This window comes from Azospirillum palustre, from assembly GCF_002573965.1.
Taxonomy (GTDB): Bacteria; Pseudomonadota; Alphaproteobacteria; order Azospirillales; family Azospirillaceae; genus Azospirillum; species Azospirillum palustre.
The window spans coordinates 333,239-358,307 of the sequence record NZ_PDKW01000036.1 but is presented as its reverse complement, the minus strand read 5'-3'; the positions used below and the strand labels follow the sequence as shown (position 1 = coordinate 358,307).

The following is a 25,069-nucleotide window of genomic DNA, read 5'->3' as shown; positions in this document are numbered from 1 at the left end:
GGGCAGGCGGCAGACCCGCCGGGCGGCTTCCCGCTGCTGAACCTGTCGCCCGACATCAAGGACTTCGCCGACACCGCAGCCATCATGGCGAACCTCGACCTGGTGGTCTGCGTCGACACCTCCGTCGCCCATCTCGCCGGCGCGCTTGGCGTCCCGGTCTGGGTGCTGGTGCCCTTCGCCCCGGACTGGCGCTGGATGCTCGACCGCGAGGACAGCCCCTGGTACCCGACCATGCGCCTGTTCCGACAGGCAAGGCCGCAGCACTGGGACGACACCATCGACAGGCTGGAGCGCGCACTGCGCGAACGCGCCGCCGGATAGGAGGCCATGGCGGGATCGGCACGGCGGGATCGGGTCTGCCAACGGGATCGGGGGCCATGCCCCGCCCGCTGCGCCCGTCATCACCCTGGCTTGCCTGCCTCTCCGGGCGGCCTCTCCGGGCGGGCGGCGCATTCGGGACCGCGAATATAAAAGTGCCACGCCGGAGCGACCGGCGTGGCACAGTTTCGGCTGGAACCCTTTCCCGGGTCCATACAGACATTTGATGATATTTGGCGAACTGTTCAAGCACCTTCTCCTGAACGGCAGCGTTTTGGCTCGGCATCGCCTCTATATTTCCGCAGGGCGGTGGTGGACCCGCATTTGTGGTACCGGCCACCCTTGCAGCATGGACCGTTCAGGGCCGGTGAACCGCGACTCGGGGGGAAACGATACGGTCGAACGGAAGGCAAATGGTGGGCATGATGGCCGCTTGTCAGCCGGACGGGTGTCATGGGATGAAAGCCGCCCCAGCCTGAAAAGCCGACCGCCATGCTCCCCATCCTGCCGCCCGCCGATCTCCAGAGCGATTTGGACGCCGCACGCGACGCCGAGCGGACAGGCGGACCCGAAGCCGCCATGGTGCTCTACCGCCGGGTGCTGGAGCGTGACGCGGACAAGGGCGGAGCCGGAATGGCGGTGGCCCATGACGCGCTCGCCCGGCTGCTGGTCGGACAGGACATGGCGGAGGCGGCCGGCCATGCGCTCGCCTCCTGGCGGCTGACGCCCGCCGACCAGACCCGGCGCTCCAACCTGTGGCAGCTTCTGACCCATTTGGGCAAAGCCGACGACGTGGGCCGCTTCCAGGGCCGCGACGACTGCGTCGGGCTGGTGGCGCTGGGCAATGCGCTGCGCCGCGACGGGCAGGGGCTGCGCGCCGAGCGTGCCTACCGCCGGGCGCTGGAGCTGTATCCGGAGGTCTCCTTCACGCTGAGCCGGCTGGCCTGCCTGTGTGCCGAGCAGCACCGGCTGGAGGAGGCCGACGCCCTGTTCCTCCAGGCGGCGGAGCGCCATGGCGGACGCGATGCCGTCACCCGCACCGCACCGGCCTTCCTGGCGTCCCTGCGCGACGGGCCGCCGCCGGCCGGCATCCGCGCCACGCTGGCCGAAGGGGCGGGAAGCGCCGACCGTCCGCTGGTGGTCTACGCATCCTGCGACGCGGTCTATGCGCGCAAGTTCCTGCCGACCATGGTGCGGTCCATCGTCGAGGACAGCGGCCTGGACTGCGCCATCGCCCTGCACCTGATCAATCCCGACGCGGAGGCCGAGGCGACCGTGGCGTCCCTGGCCGCCGCCCATGGCGCCGGGCGCTTCATGGTCCTGCGCGAGACCATCGACCTGGCGCCGCTGGGCGACAATGCCAAGACCTATTACGCCTGCAGCCGTTTCCTGGTTCTGCCCGACCTGCTGTCCCGCTGGAGGCGGCCGGTGCTGATGCTGGACGTCGACCTGATGGCGATCCGCGACCTGAACCCGCTGCTGGCGGCCTCCGCCCATTCGGATTTGGGGATGATGAGCCATGCGCTGAAGCGGCTGGACATCTGGAGCCTGCTCTATGCCGACGTGCTGCACATCCGGCCGACCATGGGGGCGCTGCGTTTCCTCGACCTGACCCGGCGCTATATCCGCCATTTCCTGGATCGCGGCCTGCCGGTCTGGTTCCTCGACCAGGCGGCGCTCGCCGCCGTGCATCTGGCCGGCTTCACGACGGAGGCGGCCCCGCGCCTGACCGTCTATCCGGCCGACATCCACAGCAGCACGGTGATGGTCGATGGCGAGGGCCGTTATTGGACCGACGACAGCGCCTATTTCTATTCGGTCCGCGCCACCGGCGGCGGCCAGCAGGCGATGCACCGGCTGAAGCGCCGGGCCGGCACCACCGCCGACGTGAAGCCCGGATAAGGCCGGGCGGCGCCGGCCCGCCTCAACGGATCCAGCCTGTCTCCCGGAAGCGGTCGAGGTTGTCGCGCACCAGCCGGGGATGACGGTCGAGCGGCACGACCTCGTACCCCCCACGGGCGCCGGGGGCGCCTTCGGGCAGGGTGCCGCCACCGTCGAGGAAGCTGGCGACGTCCGCCATGTTGCCTTCGCCGAAGGACTGGGCATGCTCCTGGTGGGCATAGGCGTTCAGCTTGGCGGCGAAACGCGACACATCGCCCATCCAGCTGAAATGCCAGCCGGCGTCGCGGATGAGGTGGCCGATGTTCTGCTTGGCGAGATAGCGCACGGCGTTGGGGCCGGTCTGCCGGATGAAGCGGAAGGGTGCGGCCCCGGCGGCACGCCAATCGCGGGAGAAGCGGTAGTTCAGCCGGTAGAAGAACAGGTCGAGTTCGGTGGTGAAGACGGTGTCGAAGGCCGGCCCGCCGCCGCGGAGCCGCTCCACCACCTCGCGCCGCAGGATCTCGTCGACGTCGGAGACGATGACCATGTCGTCATCGCGGCAGCCGTCCAGCCCGCGCAGGATGGCGTCGCGCTGGTAGGCTTCCCGCTGCCAGGAGAAGCTGCCGACAAGCTCGTCCACCACCACGTAGCGGATCTTGTCCATGTAGGGCCGGAACCGTTCGCGATGGTCGCCGAAGGTCAGCGCCTTGGGCTCGCCGGAATGGGTGTGGGACGCCTCCACCACGACGAAGCGCTCGACCACGTCGTAGAGTTCGGCCAGCCGGACCTCCAGGATCTCGGCCTCGTTGAAGAAGGTGCAGCAGTCGAAGACCCGCCGGGATGCCGGTTCCGCCGGGACGGCCGGTCCTCCCGCCATGTCTTTGGCGGCCATGTCTTCGGTGGCCGCGTCTTCGGCGAAGGGATTGCCGGACAGCGGAAGAGTGGGGTTGCGTCCGAGCGCCGCCGCATAGCCGACGAGCGACCGCATGCCGAGCAGGGTCGTCCAGCGCTGCGTCCGGGTCCAGCTGTCGATGCCGGGCGCCTCCAGCAGGCGCTCCATCGTTGCCGACAGGCTGTCGAAGGAGGCACGGGCCGAGGCCTGCCGGTCCATGTCGTAGACATAGGCATAGGCGAAGCCCTTCAGGCTCTCCAGCAGCTCCTCGATGACGAGATACTGCTGGGCCTGCGCCTTGCGCTCCAGTCCGGCCGGGCTGTTCCACAGGTCGAAGCCTCGGCTGTGGGCCTCCAGGGCGTCGCGATAGCCCTGCCGTTCCTGCTGCAGGTCCCCCAGCCAATGCATCGCGGCCGCGGCCGCCTGCCGGCGTGCCTCCGTCCGGCCGGCGCCCTGCCACGCCTCCGCCTGAAACGCCATCCCGCGGCACCGGGTCAGGGCCTCCGCCTGACCGGGCGGGCACAGCCGGCCGAGCGCCCTCAGGAGCGGAGCCGCCGGCCGGTCACGGCCAAGCCACTCGGCAAGGGCGCGGATGCCGGCCGGCATGGCGATGTCGCGCAACTGGCCGGCATGGGCGGTCCCTGGGGCGAGCAGCAGGCCCCGGGCGATCGACATGGCCGCCACCGCCCCGTCGCCGTCGGCGCCGCGCTCGAACTGCCCGACGAGCAGATGCGCCTGGGCGATTGCCGGATCGAGGACCAGCAGCAGCCGGCAGGCGCGCCTGGCGTCGCCGGTCCGCCCGGCATTCGCATCCTCCGTGGCGCGCTGGAGGATCATGGAGATCATGGCTTCGCAGTTGGTGCGAAAGGTGTCACGCGGCGCGCCATATTCCGCGAGAAGGACGAAACACCAGACCGCCACCTCCAGCCGGCCATGCCGGTAGGCGTCGCTTCCCTTCGCAAAGATGTCGGTCAGGACCGTTTTCGACAGCTCGACGGCATCCGTATTCCCGGGATCCCGCTGCAGGATGCGCTGCAGCCCTTCCATGGCGTGCCAGGGGCGCCCCGCTTCGGCATCGGTCCGGACCTGGAGAAAGCTGGCGTCTGTCATACGGCGGATCCTGGCGACGGGATGGCTGAGACGGAGGGATGAGCGGGCTGAATACGGACTCCGCAGGCAGGCGGCGGACGATCCGGGCACGGCACAGCTTGCCGCCGGCTGGGAGCCGCAACGGCTGGGACGGGTGGCTATGCCATGGCGACGCCCGGACTGACAAGCGCCAGGGCGGGGAAGCGCCGCCGTCCCGGCATTCCTCCCGCCCCCCGAAAAACAATTTCATATTTAAATATCATGATTTCATTCTTCTTCTTCATGACGTGAAACCACTTCCATCTTTCCTGTCCTTGCGTGTAGATCCGCAAAGCTCCCGCTCGGGTCACCCCGCTTTCCCCCTCTGCAACCGGGAACCACCGCATGGCTCGGATCATCAGTTTCGCCTCCACCAAGGGCGGCGTCGGCAAGACCAGTCTGGTCATGGCGCTCACCTCCGAACTGCGCCGGCGCGAGGCAAGCGTGCTTCTGCTCGACTGCGACCCCAACCGGCATCTGGCCGAATGGGCGCGGCGGCGGAACGATGCCGGGGTGCGGGTGCTGGACGAGATCACGGAATCGAACGTCCGCCAGACGGTGCAGGAGAACGCGCCGAGCTTCGACTACACGCTGATCGACCTTGCCGGCTTCGGCAACCTGACCATGCTCTACGCCTTCTCGGTCAGCGACGGGGTGCTGATCCCGACCCAGCAGTCCTTCATGGACGTGAAGGAGACGGTGCGCACCTTCAAGGTGGTGGCGGATTCCGTCGGCGTGCTGAAGCACACACCGGCCTCCAGCGTGGTGATCGTCCGCACCCAGGCGGCCATCGAATCCCGCGTCGACCGCCATGCCCGCGGCCTGCTGGACGAACATGGCGTCCCGGCCTTCCGCACCGAACTGATCGAGCGCTCCCTCCTGAAGGAGATGACCTATACCGGCCACGGTCCGGGCGAGGTCAATCCCGACAGCAATGCCGACCTGAACGTCCGCGCCCTGACCGACGAGTTCGTCGCCTTCCTGGAAAGCTCCCCGGCCAATCCACTGATCGCGCGGGGGTGAGGCGGACCGGACGGCTTCCGGCGGGTGTGGGGAAGCGCAGTCGCGGTTTCAGGACATGAGATACATGTCATGGCTTTTCTTGCATATTTCATGAAATGATTTCTATCGCATAACCGGCAGCCTGAGGGTGAGGCGGATCTGCGTTTTTTCGGATTGGCGTATCGGAACCGGAGCCTCACGCCGGTGGGCGGTTCCGGTGCGGGTCGGCTGAGAGATTGGCTGGAGAGATTGGCCTCAGTTCCCCTCCGACAGATGTAAGGGGCGCCATACCCCCGGCAGCGGGGAGGGCAGGATCGGCATCTCATTCCCATTTATCATGTCATGATTTTCAAGCATGATTTCTTGTCAGAACGAGAGTTGATGAAGGCACGAGGCTGAAGCGAGGCCGCGTCGACGCGACCGGAGAAGCACAACAACCCAACCAGCAAAACATGGCTTTTTATCATTTCATGAAATATTGATAGTGCCGGCAGCCGTAAAGGCGGTATCCGCCAAATCATGATCGCCCCCCCCCTGCGAAGCTTCAATCCAGACCGAGGAACTTCCGGACAGGGCAGGACAATCGCGTCTTACCGGATACCCCCGCCAATGCGGGACAACGGCATCCGCCCTTCTCTCAGTCCCACTGCCTCGGGCATGCCGGACAACCGGCACAGCTCCCCACAGCGCCAATCTCTCAGCACATCATTTCATGATTCATTGTCATCATAGCTATCATGCAGGTCTTACCGCCCCGATTGTTCGGCGGCGATGCCTCCGCTCCAGACGGAAAGACCATCCCTCCTCCGCCGATGACCACCCCGCCCCCTCCTGGAGCCTCCGAGGCCACACTTGCTCTCATGTTTTTATGTCATGATTTTTTATGTTGGTGTGATGTCCTGTCATCTATCCCCTGTGCTCCCCGCGCCACGCCGGTCGGCTTTCCACCATGGCACAGGCCCCACCCGCCACATGTCGCGAAGACAGGACACCAAGTCATGATAATGCTTCATGGCTTATTCGGCCGGCCCTCGTTGAGCCGGCATCGCCCCGACCGGAGTGCCCATGTCGACCGACAGCCCCGCCAAGCCGACTGTTAAGCCTGCCGCCAAGCCGGCCCGCCCTCCATTGGGCGGGATCGGGATCGGCGGGCTGGGCACGAACGACATCGATCCGATCCGCCAGTACGGATTGAGCAAGGGCTTCCTGCCGACCGAGACGGAGCCGCCGGCACCGCCGTCGACCGTCTCCCAGCCCGCGGTTCAGCCCGTGCCGCAGCCCCAGCCGGCTCCGGCGCCCACCATCGTCCGTCCGGCGCCGACCCGGCCGTGGCAGGCGATGCTGCCCGATTATCTGGTTGAGGAACTGCGCCAGGCCGCCGCGCGCGAAGGCACCGCCCAGAAGGTGATCGTACTGAAGGCGCTTCGGCAGGCCGGCTTCCGGATCGACGACATCGACCTTCAGGATCTGCGGCGGCGCTAAGCCTCCCGCATGAGCGCCGGGCGGCCTCAAGAAGCACACAAGTGCAGCCGAAGGGACGGTTTGACTCTCCATGAGTAGCCGTCTATGCCCTACCCGCGCTCTGCTCCTGCTCCAAACCGACTGCAGACCACCAGCGACGACGAGAGATGAAGGCAAACATCACCCAGGCCGCCCCGGCGCCGTCCTCCCAGGCAGCCTTGCCCCTTCAGGCCTCGCCGCATCCGATATCGTCGGTTCCGGTATCATCGGTGCCGGCTCCCGCACCGGTCCCGGCCCCAACTCCGGCAGCCAGCCAGGGTGCCCATGGACTCAGCATCGAGATGCTGGAAGGGATGCTGGAGCAGAAGCCGCGGGATCCCAACGTATGGAGCGCGCTGGGCGCCCTGCTGCGGCAGGCCGGCAAGCCGGAGGCGGCGATCGCCTGCCAGCGGCGCGCGCTGGAGATCGACCAGCGCCATGTCGGCGCCTGGACCAATCTCGGCAACGTGCTGGGCGACGTGGAGCAATATGCCGATGCCATCGCCGCGCAGGAGCATGCGGTGGTGCTGTCTGGCGGCAACGCCAACCTGCTGTCCAACCTCGTGGTGGCGCTGCGGCATGGCTGCCAGTTCAACCGCGCGCTGGATATCCTGGACGTCGCCCTGCGCGCCCGGCCCAATGACCCGGGGCTGCTGTGGGACCGCGCCCTGACGCTGTTGCAGGTCGGCCGCTATGCAGAAGGCTTCAGCGATTACGATTCCCGCCTGTCGCTGCCCAGCTACCAGAACCGCATCGCCGACGGCACGATGTGGGACGGCGGGCCGCTCGACGGCAAGACCATCCTGCTGACCACCGAACAGGGGTTCGGCGACGTGCTGCTGACCGCGCGCTATGCGCCGATGGTCAAGGCGCGCGGCGGCCGGGTCCTGCTGGAATGCCATCCGGAGCTGCACCGCCTGCTGTCCGGGCTGGAGGGCATCGACGGCTTCGTGCGCGCCGGCACTCCTTATCCGCCCTATGACGTCCATTGCCCGCTGATGAGCCTGCCGCACCGGCTGGGCACGACCATCGACACGGTGCCGCCGCCCACCCGCCTGACCGTTCCGGCCGAAGCGCGCGAGAGGGCCGCCCGGCTGGTTCCCGGCCCGGACGGCACGATCAAGGTCGGCATCATCTGGTCCGGCCGCGTCACCTTCAAGGACAACGCGCGCCGCGCCACCACGCTCAGCCGTTTCCTGCGCTTCCTCAACGTGCCGAAGGTGCGGCTCTACAGCATCCAGAAGGGCCCGCCGGAGGCGGAGCTGGAGACGCTCGGCACCTCCACCCTGATCACGCCGCTGGGGCAGCATTTCAACGATTTCGCCGACACCGCGGCGGTGCTGGAACGGCTCGATCTGGTGATCATGACCGACAGTTCGGTGGCGCATCTGGCCGGCTCGCTGGGCCGCCCGGTGTGGAACCTGCTGCAGTTCATGCCCTACTGGGTCTATGGCGACGGCAAGGGCGAGTGGGCCGACACCACCCCCTGGTACCCGTCGATGCGCCTGTTCCGCCAGACCACCCCGGGCGACTGGGACAGCGTGTTCGCCGCCGCCGAACAGGCCCTGCATCAACTGGTGGCGCTCAGGACCTGAGATCGGGCGCGCCATCGAGCGTCGGGACGGAGCGGGGTGACCGGCCGCCCCCTACTCCTCGCCTGACGCCCGCGCGATCCGGCCATAACGCGCCAGCAATGGGTCTTGCCGCTTCAGGATGCGCTCCAGGTTCGCAAGCGCATCGTCGACGCCTTCGGCCGGTTCCACCCACCGGTCCGGTTCGGCGGGAGCCACGGGCGCGATTTCGGGAACGGCTCCGGCGGCAACGGCCGCCGCGGACCGCGGCGCCACCTCCCCCAGCATCGCCGCCAAGTCCGCCGCCACGAAGACACGGTGGGTGCGCCGGCGTGTGATCTCCACGGCGATCTCCAGCCGCTGCAATTCCTCCAGCAGGTCGGTGGCGGCACTGGTGGCGCAGCGCAGCCGGGCAGCCAGCCGGGCCGGGCCGATCACGCCTTCCGCCGCCACCGCATCGACGGCACGGCGGATACGGGCGTCGCTGCGCCGGTCGCCGACGCACCGGCGCCAACCGCGCCAGCGATGCAGCAGAGCGGTGAGACCATCCTCACCCTGTTCCGCTTGCCGGGCGATACCGTCGAGGAAAGCAACCAGCCACATTCCGTCCGGTTCGGCGCGGCGGATCGCCTCGACCCCGTTCAGGCAGGGCAGCGGCAGCGGCGTCATCCCTTGAGCGGCGAGGAAACGGGAAACGGCCAGACAGGCTCCGCTGCGATCGCCGCCGGCTTCCAGATGGGCGAAGAAGCCAGTTCCGCACGCGACCAGCACCGCCGGTCCAGCCGTGGCATGGGCCTCCTCCATCCGGGCGAGCGCCCCGTCCATACCGGTCGGCGCGAATGCCGGCGGGCTGGGCTCGGAGAGCATCTGCCGCATCAGGTCGAGGGCCAGCATGGTGGCCCCCCAGTCGCGCAGAGCACGTGTCGGCACCTGGGCCAGCAGAGTGCGCAGTCGGTTGGGATCGACGCGGCGCCCCTGGATATCGGCGATGTCGGCAACAGCCTCGACCCGCGACCGATGCAGCCAAGCGGCCAGAACCGGACTGCCGGTGGTTGCCTGGGCCAGCCGCCCGACAGCCTTGGCTGCTCGCTCCAAGGGACCGAGAAGGAGGAGGGGGTCGGAAAAGCGCAAATCCTTCATATCTTTGTATAACAGTCAGTTATCGATATTTAGCAATGAAAAACTGGCAACATGTCCAATACACCCGGTGTCGGAAATGGGCGATTCCAAGCGCTTCCGCGCGGCGCAATCGACACTCGGGATGTCGGTGCTCACGATGGCGTCGCCCCGGCCCCGCCGGCGATCCTGGCCTTTTGTCGCGCACCAGATACCTGAACCATGAGACGGGGTTACGGGACCGCGATCCGGAGCAGTTTCCCACCTTCGCATCCTGCATCCATGTTCATCTGGGTGGATGAAATCGACTGATATTCTGTACAAAAAGCCCGCCGGGCGCGTCTCCGCCCAGAATGCCCAGGACATCCCGATGGCCCTCGTCGCCTACGCCCGCGTCTCCACCGAAGACCAATCCACCGACTCCCAGCTGCTCGCCCTGCGGCAGGCCGGCTGCACGGTCATCTTCGAGGAGCATGCCTCGGGTGGCGACCGTGACCGGCCGGTGCTGGCCAAGGCGCTCGCCAGCCTGAGGAAAGGCGACACGCTGGTGGTGGCGCGCATCGACCGGCTGGCACGGTCGCTGTTCCATCTGCTGGAGGTGATCGACGGGCTGGGGCAGCGCGGCGTCGCCTTCAAGTCGCTGAGCGACCCGATCGACACCACCAGCCCGCAGGGACGCTTTGCCCTGCAGGTTCTCGGTGCCGCAGCCGAGCTGGAGCGGGCATTGATCCGCGAGCGCTCGATCGCCGGGCTCAGGGCCGCGGTGGCCAGGGGGAAGGAGCCCGGCAATCCCGGCCTGCGCCGACGGGACCCGGCGGCGCTGGAAAAGGCACGGCAGGGCCGTGAGACCGCTCGCGACGAGCTGGTCGTCGCGCACGCCCAGGAGTTCCTGCCGACCGTCGAGGCTCTGCGCCCGACGGCACCATGGGATCAGGTCGTGCGGGCATTGAAGGCGCAGGGGCGGACCCGGCCGTGGGATCGCAAGCCATGGACTCCCAACAGCCTGATCCGCGCCGTCCGCCGGCTGGCCGCAGCGGGGCTGGTTCGTCAGAACCTTCTCGATGCGGCGCCCAAGCGGGTCGACAGCAACGACCTCGTGCTGATGGTGGCGGGGCTGGCGCGGGCCGAGCCCGGCATCACGCTCGATGGCATCGCGCGCCGGCTGCAAAGCATGGGACAGCGCACGCCGCGCGGCGGCCTGCGCTGGAGCCGGTCGTCGGTGAAGAACCTGTTGGATCGCGCCAGGGATCAGGGGATGGTGCGAATGCCGGAGAGCGCGTAGCGAGCGGTCAGCCTTCTGCGCCCCGCCTTGGCGCCCCGGATCGATGCCAGGGACCGGTGATGAGGGGAAAGCACGGGATCAGGCGGGCTCGTCGAGGGCCTGCGGCATCGGATCGGCCGCGGCGATCCTGGTCAGGAAAAGATTGCGGCGAAACAGCAGAGCCTCGGCCTCCCGGCGCTTCACCAAGCCTGGAAGCTGGGTTTTCCTGCCATTGACGGTGGCATAGACCCAGCGGGCGAACTCGCCGGCGGCCCCCTCATGATCACCCATGTTGAGCCGCTTCAGCAGGGTCGAGGATTGGAAGTTGCCCCGTCCCAGATTGAAGACGAAGCTGGCGAGGGCGCCGCGCTGCCCGCCATTCAGCGGCACCGTCACCAGCCTGTCGACCACGGCCGCCGCGGCGGCGAGGTCGCGGGACAGCAGCGTTTCGGCCCTTTTGGCGGTGATGCTCTGCCCGAGCGTCACGCCGGCGGTGTGGCCATAGCCGATGGTGGGGATGCCGGCCGGGCAGAGATAGGCGTCGAGGGACAGACCTTCGAAATGCTTCACAAGGTCGATGGCGGCCTTGCAGATCGGATCGGGCATGGATCGGGACTCCCGGACGATAGGTGGGCCGGTGGGTTGGGAGACAGGGGGAGGACGGACCGGCGGAGCGCTGCCGGGATCGTCGGGGCGGCAGCGCTCCGCCGGATCGGCGGCATGGTCCCGGGGATGGCCCCGGGACCGCCCGCGTCAAGCGACGTAGTCGTAGACGACGTTGACCGGGTAGGGCTTCAGGTTGGTGATGCGGTGGATTTCGGCTCCGGCCGCACCGTTGCGCTTGATCGTGTAATCGATCTTGGCGGCCCCGAGCTCGTACTCGTCGCGGGCCAAAGTCACCGCATCGACGCTGGGCGAGACGTTCGGGTTGGCCGTCTTCAGCGAGAAGGCGAGGTCGATGGTGCTGTAGGCTTCGACGTTCAGGTTCGTGAGGGCAGTCTGCAGGGTCAGATAATCGTTGCCGTTGGTGTCGATGCTGGCCCCGCTGTTGAGGGGCACGACGACCCAGGCCGATCCGTCCCACTTCCGCCACGTCGCCCGGCCGTCGAAGCTGACCAGCCACTTGATGCTGGTGCCGGGCGGGGTGGTCTGCGTGATCGTCGCCGAATGGATCGTGCTCCAGTCCGACACGTCGATGCGGCTGCTGTCGAGCGTCGCCACATAGAAGGGACCGGTGACGTAGCTGCTGCCGTAGGCGAGGGATGGCGGGGTGAAGTTGCCGGTCCAGCGGGCGACATTGGAAACACGGAACTCATCTATGCAGGTGCCACCATACATACCCTGGCCACTGGATGTCGTGTCGAGAAGAGAAAATGCACCGCTCTGCTGGATTAACCCATTAACAGAAGAGAACGAGTTCTTCGCCATACCACCAACATAAATCGTGATCATGCTTCCGCTGCGCACAATTGCAACATGCTGCCATACATTTGCCGTCAGCGTGGCTGAGGCACCGAAACCGTTGCTCGCGGTATCACGATATTCGACTTGCATGGTCAGATTGGACAGATACGCTGATATATCCCACGAGCTATTGGCTGGATTTCCCTTATAAAAGATGCGCCGAGTTCCGGACACATCAGTGGGATTGATCCAGAAATCGTAAGTGAAATCACCGGGTGGAGCGTACGGCGTTCCGTTGCTGACGATATAGTAGGTGCCTGCTGTGGAAGCGTAAAGAGACCCGCTGCCGAACTTGGCATTGCCAGTGGATATGCCGGAGTTGGTCGCGCTGGACGACACCACGGGGGCGATCCACACACCATCCTTCACCGAGCGGGCGTTGCCGTTGGCGGCGATCAGCGCCGTGTTCTGGCTCAGCTCCTTGACCCATTTCTGGCCGACCGCACCGTTGAACTCCCAGAATAGGGTGGTCATATCGTCGGCGACCAAGGTGGCGGGTGTGAAGTTGGCGGTGTAGCGCGGCTGGCCGTTGGTGATGCGGATGGAGTCGATGGCGCCGTTGAGGAATGCCTGCCCGCCGTCCCAATAGGCGCCGACGTAGAGGCGGTAGGCGGCGCTCAGATAGGCCGGGTTGACCTGAGGCCCCATCAGTTGGTTCGACTTGACGCCATCAACATAGACGTACCAGCCGAAGTTGTCGCGGACCAGGGCGATGTGGTGCCAACCCGTGCTCATCGCTGCGTTGGACGGGATGATACTGCCGCTGCCCCAGCCATTGAAGCGCAGGGTACCATCGGTGTGTGTCCATAGCTGCATCGAGTTGGCAACGGTGCCGCTCGCATCGGAGATGTTGAAGATCTGCGGAGAGGTCGAGAAGCTGGCGAAATACATCCAGACTTCGATGCAATGCTTGGTGTTGGTCCCGAAATAGAGCGGGTGGCCGGCACTCGGCTGGGCGAAGGTGATCGAGGCGCATTGGCCGGAGCCATTCAAGGCCAGAGCAGAGCCATGGCCGCCGCGTGCCTGCGCCGACGATAGAGCCGCCCCGCCCTGGAAGGCCAGGGCCGGCAGGGCCGCATCGCCGAAGGCGGTGGCGGTATAGCTCGACCTGCTGCCGTCCAGCGTCACCTTGTCGCCGTTGGAGCCGTCAAAGTGACACAGCAGGATCGTTCGGTCGTCGGCGGTGTAGGGCGCTGCCGGAACAGTGAAGTTGGCCACCCACTCGGCCACACCGCGCTTGATGCGGAGTTCATCCACATAGCCGTTCATGTTGCCGCCACCGACGGCGGGGACATACCCACCAAAGCACCATTTGGTCAGGGCCGCCAATGCCATCGTGCCGATGCTGACGGTGTTCTGGAGCACGCCGTCCTTGAACAGGTAAAGCGTCGACCCGCTGCGCACGATGGCCCAATGGGCAGATGTTCCAACGGTGAAGCTACCCATGGACACACCGTTCACCAAGTCCCAGCCGCTGCCGTTGGTCGACATCCACAGGAGGAGCGAACCGGAGGATGTCTGCACCTGGATACCGAACTGGTTGGTGTTTCCGGCACTGATGAGCACCTGTGCATCGCCGGCGCTGTCGAACCGGGCGTGCAGGTCAATTGTGAAATTGTCCGCACCCAGGTTGAGATCGGCATGGGGTTTGGAGGCGGCGGTTGTCAGGCGTGAGGAGCCAGGCATACGCAGAGAAGAGGCGCCGAACTTCGACCAGCCAGTCGAGATCGTCGCGGTACCTTCGAGACAAAGCTCCTGCCCACTGTTGGACCGATCCTTCAGCACTTGCCCGCCATGGCCGTCGTCGAAGCTGAACAGATGGACAGTATCTGCATCGGTGACAAACGCCGTGGCCGAGGGGGTGAAATTGGTGCTGTAGCGAGCGGTCTTGGAGATGCGGAATTGGTCGAGCCATCCAGTCATCGTGTTGGAGCCAGCAACCGACGACTGGCCGATGACGATCTGGCTGTTGGGCAGCGCATAGGTCTCTGCCCAAGTCAGCGCCGACACGCCATTGACATAGATGGCGGCAATGCCGCTCCGGCGGGTGAAGACGATGTGATAGAAAGCTCCGGTCGCGAGCAGGCCGGTTGCCGTATCCCGGTTGCTGCCGTTGATGGCGATGCGGACCGTGCCGTTGCTCAGGATGATCAAGGCCGGACTGTTTCCCGTGCCGTTGACGCGGGTGTCCCAGACAATCGGATTGGTGCTCAGGCTCTCGAAGCGGGCGTAGATTTCATAGGTGAAGTCCTGCGCCGTGCCGAAGGCCAGCTTGTAGCTGGTCGGCACCGTGAAGTAGGACGACCCGTCGAACCAGCCGCAATGGCTACCGAACGGCGTGATGCCGCGCTCATCGATGATCTCGGTCGAGCCGTTGGCGCCATCGGCGTGGACCAGCAGCTTGGTGGCCGCATCGATGCCGCCGCTGCCGCCCGAAGTGCTGTAAAGCTGGAAAGCCCCGCCGACCTGATCGGTGCCGGTGGCGGCGTTCTCCTGGGTGTATTGTGCCTCGGTGTTGTAATCGACGTTGAAAGCCTGGCCGACGAACTGGCTGTAGACCCCCAGGATGGTTTTGGCGGGAACGTCGAGGCTGCCGGTGGCCGGAAGAACCGTGACGGTCGACTTGGCGACGGTGTTGGCGTTGGTGGCGAGCGGAGCGCCGTTGACGGTCGGGCTGGACTTGAAATCGACGGCGTTGCCGGAGACCGACACCGGCAGGTTGCCCGCATGCCAGACCTTATGGGCGACACCACCCATCGACCAGCCGCCGATCTTGAGCTCGTTGTCGGTGTCGAGACCGACATGCACCGCATAGTTGCCGGGGCGGTGGAAGGACATGAACGCGGCCCCGGCGGGGGTACCGATGCCCTGCGACTGAATTTCGAAACCGGCGGTGTTGCTGATGGCAGACGCAATGCCGGTGTTGGACGGCAAATTCGCGCCGGCTCCGAGTATCGTCTGCTTGCCACTGAAAGTGTTGGCCGTGGCAATCGCGGCATAGTTGCCCGGAACGAGGTTGCCTGCGTGCCAGACATCCTTGTTGTCCACCTGGATGCCGGTGGCGACGTTCAGCTTGGCCCCGCCGGTGGGCATCGCGGTCGTGCCGATGGCAGTCGGCGCCCCACCCTCGGAGATGGCGAAATTCTGCCATGCGCTTGAACCGTAAGCGCCAACTCGACCGAAACCGCCGGATTCATTCCATCCGACGAAAGTGAATTTGCTTCCGGCGCCATTCCCGACATGCATGGCCTCCGCAGATGCCGAGTTCAGGATGCTGACGGTGCCGCTGAGGACGTTGTTGGCGGCAAGCTGCGCATAGCGCCCATCCGCCGCCGCCCGGTCGGGAATGTCGGTCGACGCTGCCGTGCCGATGGCCCGTTTGGCGGCGGTGCCCGCCCCGGTCTGCGTCAGCACGCCGACAGCGTTGTCGAGCGAGGCGAGAGAGGTCAGAAGGGCCGGCTTGTTTTCGACCCCCGACCAGTCCACCGCCGAGGCGCGTGCCGCGGTGTAGGCGCGGTAGCCCGCCGCATTGCCGAGATTGCTTTCGTCGACGACCAGATACATCAGGCCGCCGGTGCCGCCGACCTGCACCGTGTCGCCCTTCTGCACCTGGGCGGTGGTCAAGGCGAAGCGCTCGGCATCGCTGGCGACCGGATACAGGCGTTCCAGCGCCCCTGCCGGCAGGCGGGCGATGTCGATGGTGCCGGTCAGCACCGACGCCGCCACCGCCGTCACCGGGATGACGATGTTCTGCGTGCCGTCGAACGCGGTCGCCGTGCCGGTCGCCCCGCCCGACAGAGCGATGGTGCGCGGCGTCGTCAGCCTGGCCGCCCCGGCCGCCTGCCCGGCACTGATCATGGCGGCGATGGCCGCGTCCGTCTGCGCCTTGCCGTAGGCGGTCGCGGAGCTGTGCAGCTCGCCACCCTTATAGGTCGCCGTCCGGCCGGCGGCCGGGGCGATCTCGACCGCTCCGTCCTCCGTCACCCGCACCGAGCCGCCGCCGTTGGCGATGCTGTCCTGCGACAGGGTGGACAGCCGGTGGTCAATCTCCTCCAGCGCCCCCTGCACGGTGCCGGCGGTGATGTTGCCGGATGCCGCCACCGGCGCGGTCGCGGCATCGAAGCCGAAGGAGACCGCATGGTTGCCCGGGCTGAAGGTGAGCTTGCCGCCCGGGGCCTGCACGAGGTTCAGCAGGGAGCCGGGATTGTCGGCGACGAAGCGTTGCGAGGCGCCGTCGCCGACGATGCCGAAATTGGAGCCGCCGACAATGGTCGCGGCGGTCTGGGCATGGCCCTTGGCCTGCTCCGACCAATGGAAAGCGGAATAGACGCCGGGGCTGGGTTGATAGCCGACGGCACCCTGGGCGAAGGCCTGGGCCAGATCGCGGGCCCCCTGGGCCTCCGTGCGGGCGGCCACGGCCAGATCGCGGGCGGCGGTGGCATCGGACTTGGCCGAGATCGCGTCCGCCGCCGCCGTTGCCGACGTCTGCGCGCTGTTGGCGGCGTTGGTCTGCGACTGGCCGGCCTGGGAGGCGGCGACCTGCGCCGCCGTCATCGCGGTGGCCGCGCTGTCACGGGCCGCCTCCGCCGCGGTCCTGGCCGTGGCGCTGCCGGTCCCGGCGGCCTCCGCCTGCTGCGCGGCGGAGCGGGCGATGTCGGCGGATATGGCAGCAGCGGAAGCCTTGGCGGTCGCGGTCTGGGCGCCGGTCGCGGCATCGCCGGCGGCGGCCTGCGCAGCGGTTGCCGCAGTGTCGAGAGCGGTGGCACTCGCGGCGGCGGCGGCGGCGCTGCCGGCGGCCTCCGTCGCCTTGCCGGTGGCGACGGTTGCCTGGGAGGCCGCGTCCAGGGCATAGGACAGCGCCGACTTCAGGCTGCCGGAAACCGGCGCGTCGGTCTTCACCGCCCAGTCCTGCGCCTGCGTCCGCGCCGTCGTCGCCGCGTCGCGCGCCTGTTGGGCGGCATCCCGCGCAGCGGTCGCGGTGTCGCGCGCCGCCTCGGCCGCCGTTCTGGCGGACAGGGCACCGGTCGCAGCATTGCCGGCTTCGGTCCGCGCCTCCAGCACGATGTCGCGTGCGGTCTCCACGGCGGCAAGCGCCGCGGTGGCGGACGCCTCCAACCCGGCGGCGGCGGCGGCGCTGCCGGCGGCCTCATCGGCATGGTGGACGGCGATGGCCGCCTGGGCGGTCGCGGTCGTGGCGGCGGCTGTGCTTTCGCCGATCTGCGCGGCGACGGTCGCGGCGGCTTGCGCCACGGCCTGCCGGTCGGCACCGACGGCCGTCATCGCTGCCGTGGCGGCAGTGGCGGCCTGCCGTGCCGTCGCCACGTCGTCCTCGATGGCGGCAATGATCTGCGCGGCATGCTCCACCACCCCATCGTCGAGGAGCTGGAGCAGGCGGGCCGGGCTTTCGACCAGACGGGTGACACCCTTGCTGTCGGTGAGCGGATATTTGCCGTCGGCATTCGGGCCGCCGTTCGGGGAGCCGCCCAGCCAGTCGTCATACTGGTCCTCGCGCACCGCCCATTTCGCGACCATCGCCGCGATCTCGCCGGCCAGTTCTGCGTTGGACAGGGTCGCCGACGCGGCGATGACGGCATAGGCGGACGCCCCCGCCGTCTCGCCCTCCCAGGGGCGGTCGAGGGTCAGCGTATGGTCGTTGGCGACCTCGCGGATCTCGTAGAGCGTCCTGCCGTCGGTGGTGAAGGCGGAGCCCGGACGCACGACGCCCATCCACATGGTGCCGGCGCCGGCGACGGCGGCCGATCCGGGGGTCAGGGCGACGGTGCCTTGGCGATACCAGCCGGCCATGTCAGTTCTCCTCGCTGGGGGTCGTGTCGGAATAGGGGTAGAGCGCGCGGATCGCCGAGAAGTCGGCGCGCATGCGCTCCCATTTGGCGGGGTTGCCGTTCAGCATGTCCTGCTGGGCTTCCAGCTGCCGGGCCGCCGGCCATGCGGCGAGGTAGGCCTGCTGGCGCAGCTTCGCGATCTCGTCGCGGGTGCGGGTGTTGATGACTTTCACAGCCGGATCTCCGTGACGAAGTCCATGTAGGGAAAGCGGCGGACCGTCACCCGATAGGTCCCGGGCAGGTCGTCGTATTGGAAGGAGCCGTCGTCGACGGTGTAGCTTTTGGTCGAGCCGGTGATGAGGCAGCGCACCTCCACCACCGCCCCATCCGGCAGTTGGTCGAGACCGGCGATGGTGGGGCGGCGACGCACCGCCGGAGTCTCACCCGACAGGTCGACATAGTCGGTCAGGTGATGCGCTTCCGCGGCGATCACGGCGAGACCGGGGCGGCCGCCGGTCTGCATCTCGACCACGTCGGCGGCGCAGGTGCCGGCACCATGGATGCGACCCTCGTCGTCATAGACGGTGAAGGCGGCGTAGGACGGGTCGAACAGACCGAGCATTCCGGTCAACGGCGGCAAGGGGTCGGCGATGCTGGGCATGGGCTACTTCCGCAGTTCGATGGCGATGATGGTGCATTCGACCTGCCCGTTGGGCGGCAGGTAGGTGGCGAGGATGTCGCAGGCCCGATAGGTGTTCACGCCAGGTGCCGTGCCGATCACCAGCGCGCGGGCGCGAGCGTCGAAACCCGGATCCCACGTCGCGTTTTCACCGCCGCCGCTGCGCCCAGGTACGCCGCTGACGGTGGCGATCAGCGCCACCGGCTTGCCGGTGGTGGCGATGCTGATCGACGGGCCTTCCTGGAAATAGACCGGGGAGGTGATACCGGTCATGTTGCCGGTGGCGAAGTCCTCGATCTTCTGGCCCCGGATCGTCAGATCTTGGATGTGTGCGCTGGAGATCGTTGCATCTCTGATCTTCGCGCTGTTGATCGAGGCGTCCTGGATGAAGGCGGCGGACATGGAGATACGGGACACCCCATCCACCTTGCCGATGACGAAGGGATGGTCGATGCTGCCCCCGAGGCCGGTAATGCCGATCAGGAAACGGTCGGCCCGCACATAGAACTCGGATCGCACCCCGCTCTCGTCGGCCGGGTCCGAGGAAAGTCCGAACCCGCTGACGGCACCATTGTTGTCGATCTTGACCGTCCACTGCCCCGACAGCCCGTCGGTTACTTTCGAGACCTGCTTAATAGACGAGGTGTGATCGCCGACCGTGCTGCTGAGAAGGGTGACCTTGTCGACGGCGGATTTTGCATCCTTGACCGCCAGGTTGACGCTTTCCTGAAAAGACCCTGAAGCATCTTTTATTTCCACGAACGCGCTGTCGATCCGGCTGGCGAGGGCACCGACGGCGTCGGCACGGGCGGTCTGCTCGCTGGTCAGCCCCGCCTTCACGCCGTCGACCGATGCGCCGATCACATCGAGGCGCGTGGTCAGCGCGCCGGTCGCGGTCGCGTTGGCGGTGATGCGGCTGTCATAGCCGGCCAGGCTCTTGTCGTAGCCGGCGACGACGCTGTCGATGCGCTCAGCGTTGGTCCGGGCGTCGTTCGCCGTCGCGGTCAGCTTAGCCTGCACGCCGGCCAGATTTCCGTCCCAGGCAGCGACCACCGTGTCGATGCGCGTCGCCGTCGCCTCGTCCGCCGTCACCAGCGCGGTCAGCTCCTCCTTGACGGTGGCGATCTGTCCGTCGAACTGGGCGGCAACGGTGGTGACCCGGCTCGCCAGCGACTGCGTGTCGTCCCGAACCTGCTTGACGTCCGCCTTCACCTCCGTGACGTCGGCCTCGCGCTTGCCGATCTCGCTGCGGATGCGGCCGTAGCTGTCGTTGACGCGCACCAGACCGGACGTGACCGTCTCGGCGATCTTCTCGATCCCGGTGATCCGCTCGGCCAGGATGGGGACGAGCTTCGATTCCGAGACCAGCTTGTCGGCGAGGTCGTCGTGGGAGATCTGCTCGGTGGTGGCGCCGGTGCCGATGTTGGAATTGACGTCGCTGACATTGCCGCCGAGATCGACGGCACGCACCCAGTAGTAGCGCGTGACCAGCCCACCCAACCCGGCGCGCACGAAGGCGTTGCCCTTGACCGTGCTGATGACGGCGGCGGCCGACAGATCGTTCGCCGCCCCTTCCAGCACCTCGATGTGGGAGAGGTCGGTGTCGGGCGGATTGACCCAGGACAGGGCGATCTGGCGCAACCCGCCCTTGGCGACCAGCCCGGCCGGCTGGCCGGGCGGCGTGCCCTTGCCGCGCACCGTGGCCCGGATTTCCGCCGGCGTCGAGCGGCGGTTGTCATAGGCAAATGCCGTGATGCGGAGGGTGTAGACGCCCTCCGCCGCCGGCTCGATGTCGAAGCTGCCGGCGCGGGTGACCTTCCATTCCTGCCACTGGCCGCCCGGCGTCATCACGTCGGCGCGGTAGCCGGAAATGCGGGCATCGTCGCTGGGCGTCCAGCTGACGGTCAGCCGGGCCTGCGGCAGGCCGTTGACCCAATAGGCGCTTTCCACCGCCGCGAGGTTGGCGGGGGACGGGATGGCGTTGGCGGCGCTCTGGGTCGCCACCGGCTCGATCTGCACGCCCTCCTCGACCCGGGCATATTTGCCGGGCTCGTGCAGCAGAGCGGTGACCTCGTAGACGCCGGGCGACTTCTCGGTGACGGCGCGCACCCGGAACAGGCGCGGGGCGAGGTTGGTGGCGGTCAGGATCCACACCGCATGCGGCTGCGGCACCGCGCCGCCGAGCGGAGCCGCGTCGATGACGAGCTGGCCGGTGGTGTGGTCCTCCAGCACCGGGCGGCGGACCGGACAGTCGACAAGCCGCCCGTCCGGCAGGGTGAGCGCCAGCACATGGCTTTGGTTGGCTTCCAGCGTCACCGTGTCGTCGAGCGTGACGACCTGCCGCTCCGGGTCGTAGCCGACCAGCCGCCCGCCGGTGCGCACCAGCGCCCAGTTCGGGTCGGCCAGCTTGACCACGTCGCCCGGCATGACGTCGAGATGGTCGAAGGAGCAGCGGTAGGTGACGGTCTCGGTCTCGTGCTGCTCGCTGTCGAGCATCCACAGGCCAAAGCGGCGGGCCTGGCTGCGCCGGGTGCAACCATAGGCCGTCGCCTCGATCGGCCGCCAGCCGTAGCGCTGGATCATCCCGGCATTCTCGACGACCTCGACCGTCGGGCGGTAGCCGTCCTCGGGATCGTTGAAGGTGATCAGCGCCGCGGTGTGGCGGGCCTTCAGCGCCGTGCCGGAGTAGGTGAAGCTGCCGCCGATGACGTTGGCCGGAGTGACCAGCTTGATCGGGTCGGCCGGCATGTCGGCGCGGGCCAGCACGCCGCCGGCCGACCAGAAGATCAAGCCGCGGAAGGTCGAGGCGATGGACTGGAGGACGCGGTAGGCCTCGGTCCGGCCGGAGATCACTCCGTTGAAGGTGAAGCGCGGCTCCATGATGTCGCGGCTGCTGGCGTCCAGCCGGCCCGACTTGACCGGCTGGTCGCAATAGACGCCGATGGTGTAGAGCGACCAGCGGTCGACCGCCTCGGCGGAGATCGACTGGCCCAGGCCGTAGCGCCTGTTGGTCAGCAGGTCGTAGAGCACCCAGGCCGGGTTGTCGCTCCAGGCGGTCTTGAGGCTGCCGTCCCACTGGCCTGTATAGCTCCGCGTCTCCGGGTCGTAGTTGGAGGGGACCCGGATCTTCAGGCCCTTGACGTCATAGGCCCGCTCGGGGATCGAGTTGCCGAACTGCTCGGCCTTGACCGTCAGCGCGACCAGCGCCGAATTGTCGAAGCCGAACTTGGCTTCGACGATCTCGCCATAATGGGACCAGGAGAAGCTGTTCTGGACCGAGGCGCGGGTCGCATCGGGGGTAACGCGGGTGACCCGGATGTCGTAGGGCGCCTTGCCCAGCCGGCGCAGCCCGACCTTGTAGGACCGTTCGTAGGCGCTGGTGGTCTTGCCGCTCACCGTGTCGCCGAGCAGGTGCGTCCAGCTGCCATTGGCCGCCCGTCCCTCGATGGTCAGTTCCACCGAAGACCCGTGCAGGTCGCCACTGGACGTGTCCTGCTCGGTCAACGCGTTCCAGCGCAGCACGATGCGTGCGGTGTCGATCTCGTCGCTATGGATGGTGCGGACGACCGGACTGGTCTTCTTCACCTCGACGCCGACCGCGACGGAGGTCTCGCTATCGGTGAAGCCCTCGACGGCGTTCTGGGAGGGCAGCCCATTGAGCAGCTTCCAGCTCACGCCCTTGAAGTTCTCCGTCCCGTCGGAGGCGATCAGCGGCGTGCCGTCGAAATAGATGCCCCTCCCCTCATTCACCAGCCCGACGATCTCGCCCTCGCCCAGCAGATCGATCACCCGGGCGGTCGCATTGGACTGCAGGCTGTTGGCGTCCTCGGTGGCGCCGGAACCGCCGCGGCCGGACTTGCCGCCCTTGGCCCCCTGGATGCCGCCTGCCGGACCTCCGGCCGAAGCGGCGGCGACGACCGATGCCGCCGGCTGGGGCTGGACGGTTCCGACCTGCTCCGTATCCATGCCGGAGGAGATGACCGTCGAACCGACCCAGCAGCGGCCATAGACCAGGGGAACCGACCCGCCCTGTTCGGTGACGTTGACCGGGCCGGAGAACAGGTAGCTCTGCTTGCTGTCCGGCAGGTTGGCCTTGGGGGTCGGCGACAGCATCTGGCTGATGCCGGACAGCATCATCGCCGCGCCGAACAGGGCGATCGAACCGTAGGAGATTCCTGCGACAGCCGGAGCGGACATTGCCGCCGAGAAGCTTGCTGCCGCCCATGGCTGCGCCGCCGCAATCGCCACGACCATGACCAGAGCGCCCATGATCGCCTTGCCGGCGCCGCCGCTCTTGGCGCCGGCCGGAACCGGGATGATGTGCAGGTCGGCGCTGCCCAGCCCGAGCGTCAGGGTGTCGAGGGTCAGGTCGATGCCGCCGCGCGAGCGCGGGCCGCGGACCAGCCGGTAGGAGCCTTCGCGGAAAATCTTCTCGAAATCGGGATGGTTGGCGGCGAGCGCCCGGATCGCCTCGGCGGCGTCGCGGACCTGATAGTCGGCAAGGCGCCCGAATTGGCGGCCGAGCGCGCCGTGCAGATGGATCCTAGCCATGAGCGAGATCCTTGTGACGCAGGATGTGGACGATCTGCCGGTGCCAGGGGCCGAAGGGTTCGCGGCGCGACAGGCGGCGCGGCAGGTGATGCAGCAGCAGGCCGCCGTCGAGGACGACGCCGGCATGGTTGGGCACCGGCGACAGCACGGTCATCAGCGCGACGTCGCCGGCCGCCGCCTCGCCGGAACGGACCACCGAGAAGCCGGCATCGGCGAAATGGTCGAGATAGAGGTTCTTTCCGGCGTGCCACCACTCGTCGTCGCGCGGGAAATCCGGCAGCCGGATACCCCGCTCCAGCTGGAACCAGTCGCGTACCAGGGCGTAGCAGTCGGTCACGCCGTGGCGGAACTCGCGGCCGATCAGATCGGGCACCGGCACGCCGTCGCCCCACAGGATCGGATCGGAGCAGCGCTCCCCGTCGGTGGCCAGGATCGCCCAGGGGACCGCGCTGTCGATCTGGCCGCGCATGTCGGCGGCCGACGGGTGGAGCGGCCCGTCCGGATGGCTGTGGACGATGGCGTCGATGGCGCCGGCATGGGCGAGGTAATCGGCGTCGTCGATGCGGAAATGGGACGCCGGGTCGGCGGCGCGGTTGGACAGGGGCCGGTAGGTGCCGGCCACCACCAGACCGCAGCTCTCACGCGGATAGTCGGCCAGGGCGTGGCGCTTCATCGCGAGGATCGCGTCAGCGGTGAACATGCGCTGCTTGCTCCTCTGGCTGTGAGGGGAGGGGCACCCGGATCAGACCCGGACCCGGGAGACGCCGGGAAAGCCGCCGAAGGGCAGGAGATCGGTCGAGTTGGGGTAGCGCAGGCGGCAGTCGGCCAGCCGCTTGCCGCAGGCATCCCTCGCCGGATCGGTGCGCTCACCGGTCGCGGTGAAGCAGAGGCTGCCGGAATAGGGGCAATCGACCTCTTCGGCCGACCATCCCGATCCCGTCCAATGGCGGTAGCGGCGGGTGCAGCCGTCGCGCAGCACCTGCCGGCCGGGGAGCATGGCGCCCTCCTGGTCGATGGCCGCCGACAGCTCGAACTCGACATGGGTGGCGGTGTGGGCGCTCTTGCGCTCGATCCGGTAGAGGTCGGGCGGGAAGAAGGCGAGCGGGTCGGCCTCCGCCCGGCCGTCGAGATAGCGGTCGAAGGTGCGCAGCCGCCTGACCTTGGCGCCGAGCAGGTCGGAGAACTGGTAGATCAGCGCCGAGATCTGGCGGTTGATGTTGGCGATGCGCAGGCGCGGCGTCGGCAGCGCCCCGGTCGCCGTCCATTCGAACCCTTCGGTCTCCATCTCGACCGGGACATAGGCGATGCCGCCGAACAGGACCTGCTCGCCGCCGCTGCCCGAGGGGGTGAAGTGATGGATCGTGCCGCCGGGATACATGGTCAGGTCCAGCGTGAACAGCGTCACATAGGCACCGGGATCGGGCGACTGGGCGGCGGCGGCAAGCGCCGGCCGTTCATCCCATTTGGGGATGTTGGTCTGGCTCATGGGGATTCCTTGGATGGGCGCCGCCCCCGCCGTCGAAGGGAGCGAAGCGGCCGCAGCAGAGTCAGAGGTCGAAGACCTCGACGAAGGTCGCGGAGATGCTGGAGAACAGGTAATGGGTGCGGGTGCGCTTCCATTTGCTGCAGATCCAGCGCCGGCGGTCGGGTTCGCCGGGCGGCTTCCACAGGAAGCTTTCAGCACCCCGCCGGGCCCGCAGGAACTCCTCGATCGCCCGCGCCTGATCGGTGTCGAGATACTCCCAGCTCAGCGAATACTGGTCGCGGATGTTGTGGATGCCGTCGGGCGCCCGCTGGGTGTAGCCGTCGCCGAAACCGGCGGTCAGCACCTTCACCTCCGGCTCGATGGTGCTGCCGGTCGCCGGCGGACAGGGCGGCAGGAAGACCGGGACACCGTTCTGGCTCGTGGTTTCGCCGGCCATC

17 protein-coding genes are annotated in these 25,069 nt (G+C 67.6%); 6 read left to right on the top strand and 11 right to left on the bottom strand.

What is annotated here, in order from left to right; genetic code table 11:
* Window positions 1-321 (top strand): glycosyltransferase family 9 protein (locus CRT60_RS01880; RefSeq protein ID WP_143273018.1); only part of this gene is annotated, 321 nt, incomplete at its 5' end.
* A 489-nt stretch (window positions 322-810) separates the two neighbouring features.
* On the top strand, window positions 811-2,220 hold the full coding sequence (locus CRT60_RS01875) for a tetratricopeptide repeat protein (protein ID WP_098734739.1): 1,410 nt from the start codon (window positions 811-813) through the stop codon (window positions 2,218-2,220).
* 22 nt (window positions 2,221-2,242) lie between these two features.
* Here CRT60_RS01875 and CRT60_RS01870 read toward each other — a convergent pair whose 3' ends face one another.
* Together CRT60_RS01870 and CRT60_RS37450 are read right to left on the bottom strand one after the other, a co-directional pair.
* Window positions 2,243-4,201, bottom strand: a complete 1,959-nt coding sequence (locus CRT60_RS01870) for a glycosyltransferase family 17 protein (RefSeq protein WP_098734738.1) — start codon at window positions 4,199-4,201, stop codon at window positions 2,243-2,245.
* Between the two features lie 137 nt (window positions 4,202-4,338).
* Window positions 4,339-4,464: a hypothetical protein gene (locus tag CRT60_RS37450; RefSeq protein WP_280177187.1), complete on the bottom strand. Its 126-nt coding sequence runs from the start codon at window positions 4,462-4,464 to the stop codon at window positions 4,339-4,341.
* A 100-nt stretch (window positions 4,465-4,564) separates the two neighbouring features.
* Here CRT60_RS37450 and CRT60_RS01865 point away from each other — a divergent pair, with 100 nt between their 5' ends.
* From CRT60_RS01865 to CRT60_RS01855, 3 genes are all read left to right on the top strand, one after another.
* Window positions 4,565-5,242 carry a ParA family protein gene (locus CRT60_RS01865; protein ID WP_098734737.1) on the top strand — a complete coding sequence of 226 codons (678 nt, stop codon included), beginning with the start codon at window positions 4,565-4,567 and terminating at the stop codon, window positions 5,240-5,242.
* Between the two features lie 1,044 nt (window positions 5,243-6,286).
* On the top strand, window positions 6,287-6,703 hold the full coding sequence (locus CRT60_RS01860) for a hypothetical protein (protein ID WP_098734736.1): 417 nt from the start codon (window positions 6,287-6,289) through the stop codon (window positions 6,701-6,703).
* Between the two features lie 146 nt (window positions 6,704-6,849).
* Window positions 6,850-8,316 carry a tetratricopeptide repeat protein gene (locus CRT60_RS01855; protein ID WP_098734735.1) on the top strand — a complete coding sequence of 489 codons (1,467 nt, stop codon included), beginning with the start codon at window positions 6,850-6,852 and terminating at the stop codon, window positions 8,314-8,316.
* A gap of 51 nt (window positions 8,317-8,367) precedes the next feature.
* Here CRT60_RS01855 and CRT60_RS01850 read toward each other — a convergent pair whose 3' ends face one another.
* Entirely contained in the window at window positions 8,368-9,423 is a 1,056-nt protein-coding gene (locus CRT60_RS01850) for a hypothetical protein (protein WP_143273015.1), read from the bottom strand.
* 355 nt (window positions 9,424-9,778) lie between these two features.
* Here CRT60_RS01850 and CRT60_RS01845 point away from each other — a divergent pair, with 355 nt between their 5' ends.
* The gene (locus tag CRT60_RS01845) at window positions 9,779-10,690 is read left to right on the top strand and encodes a recombinase family protein (RefSeq protein WP_098734767.1); all 912 of its coding nucleotides are present in this window, start codon (window positions 9,779-9,781) and stop codon (window positions 10,688-10,690) included.
* A gap of 78 nt (window positions 10,691-10,768) precedes the next feature.
* Here the strand turns inward: CRT60_RS01845 and CRT60_RS01840 are convergent, their stop codons facing one another.
* The 8 genes from CRT60_RS01840 to CRT60_RS01805 all read right to left on the bottom strand — a co-directional run bounded on the left by CRT60_RS01840 (window position 10,769) and on the right by CRT60_RS01805 (window position 25,068).
* Window positions 10,769-11,275, bottom strand: coding sequence for a lysozyme (locus tag CRT60_RS01840; protein WP_098734733.1), 507 nt, complete (start codon window positions 11,273-11,275; stop codon window positions 10,769-10,771).
* Between the two features lie 147 nt (window positions 11,276-11,422).
* Window positions 11,423-17,938 carry a LamG domain-containing protein gene (locus CRT60_RS01835; RefSeq protein WP_244592211.1) on the bottom strand — a complete coding sequence of 2,172 codons (6,516 nt, stop codon included), beginning with the start codon at window positions 17,936-17,938 and terminating at the stop codon, window positions 11,423-11,425.
* Window position 17,939: 1 nt separating this feature from the next.
* Window positions 17,940-18,149: a hypothetical protein gene (locus CRT60_RS01830; protein ID WP_098734731.1), complete on the bottom strand. Its 210-nt coding sequence runs from the start codon at window positions 18,147-18,149 to the stop codon at window positions 17,940-17,942.
* Entirely contained in the window at window positions 18,146-18,577 is a 432-nt protein-coding gene (locus CRT60_RS01825) for a hypothetical protein (RefSeq protein WP_098734730.1), read from the bottom strand. Before CRT60_RS01825 ends, CRT60_RS01830 begins: the two co-directional genes overlap by 4 nt.
* 3 nt (window positions 18,578-18,580) lie before the next feature.
* Window positions 18,581-23,146: a TipJ family phage tail tip protein gene (gpJ, locus tag CRT60_RS01820; protein ID WP_244592210.1), complete on the bottom strand. Its 4,566-nt coding sequence runs from the start codon at window positions 23,144-23,146 to the stop codon at window positions 18,581-18,583.
* Window positions 23,139-23,846 carry a C40 family peptidase gene (locus tag CRT60_RS01815; protein ID WP_098734729.1) on the bottom strand — a complete coding sequence of 236 codons (708 nt, stop codon included), beginning with the start codon at window positions 23,844-23,846 and terminating at the stop codon, window positions 23,139-23,141. Before CRT60_RS01815 ends, gpJ begins: the two co-directional genes overlap by 8 nt.
* Window positions 23,847-23,888: 42 nt before the next feature.
* Complete coding sequence (locus CRT60_RS01810) at window positions 23,889-24,632, bottom strand: phage minor tail protein L (protein WP_098734728.1); 744 nt, start codon at window positions 24,630-24,632, stop codon at window positions 23,889-23,891.
* Window positions 24,633-24,693: 61 nt separating this feature from the next.
* Entirely contained in the window at window positions 24,694-25,068 is a 375-nt protein-coding gene (locus tag CRT60_RS01805) for a phage tail protein (protein WP_098734727.1), read from the bottom strand.
* Window position 25,069 lies beyond the last annotated feature (1 nt).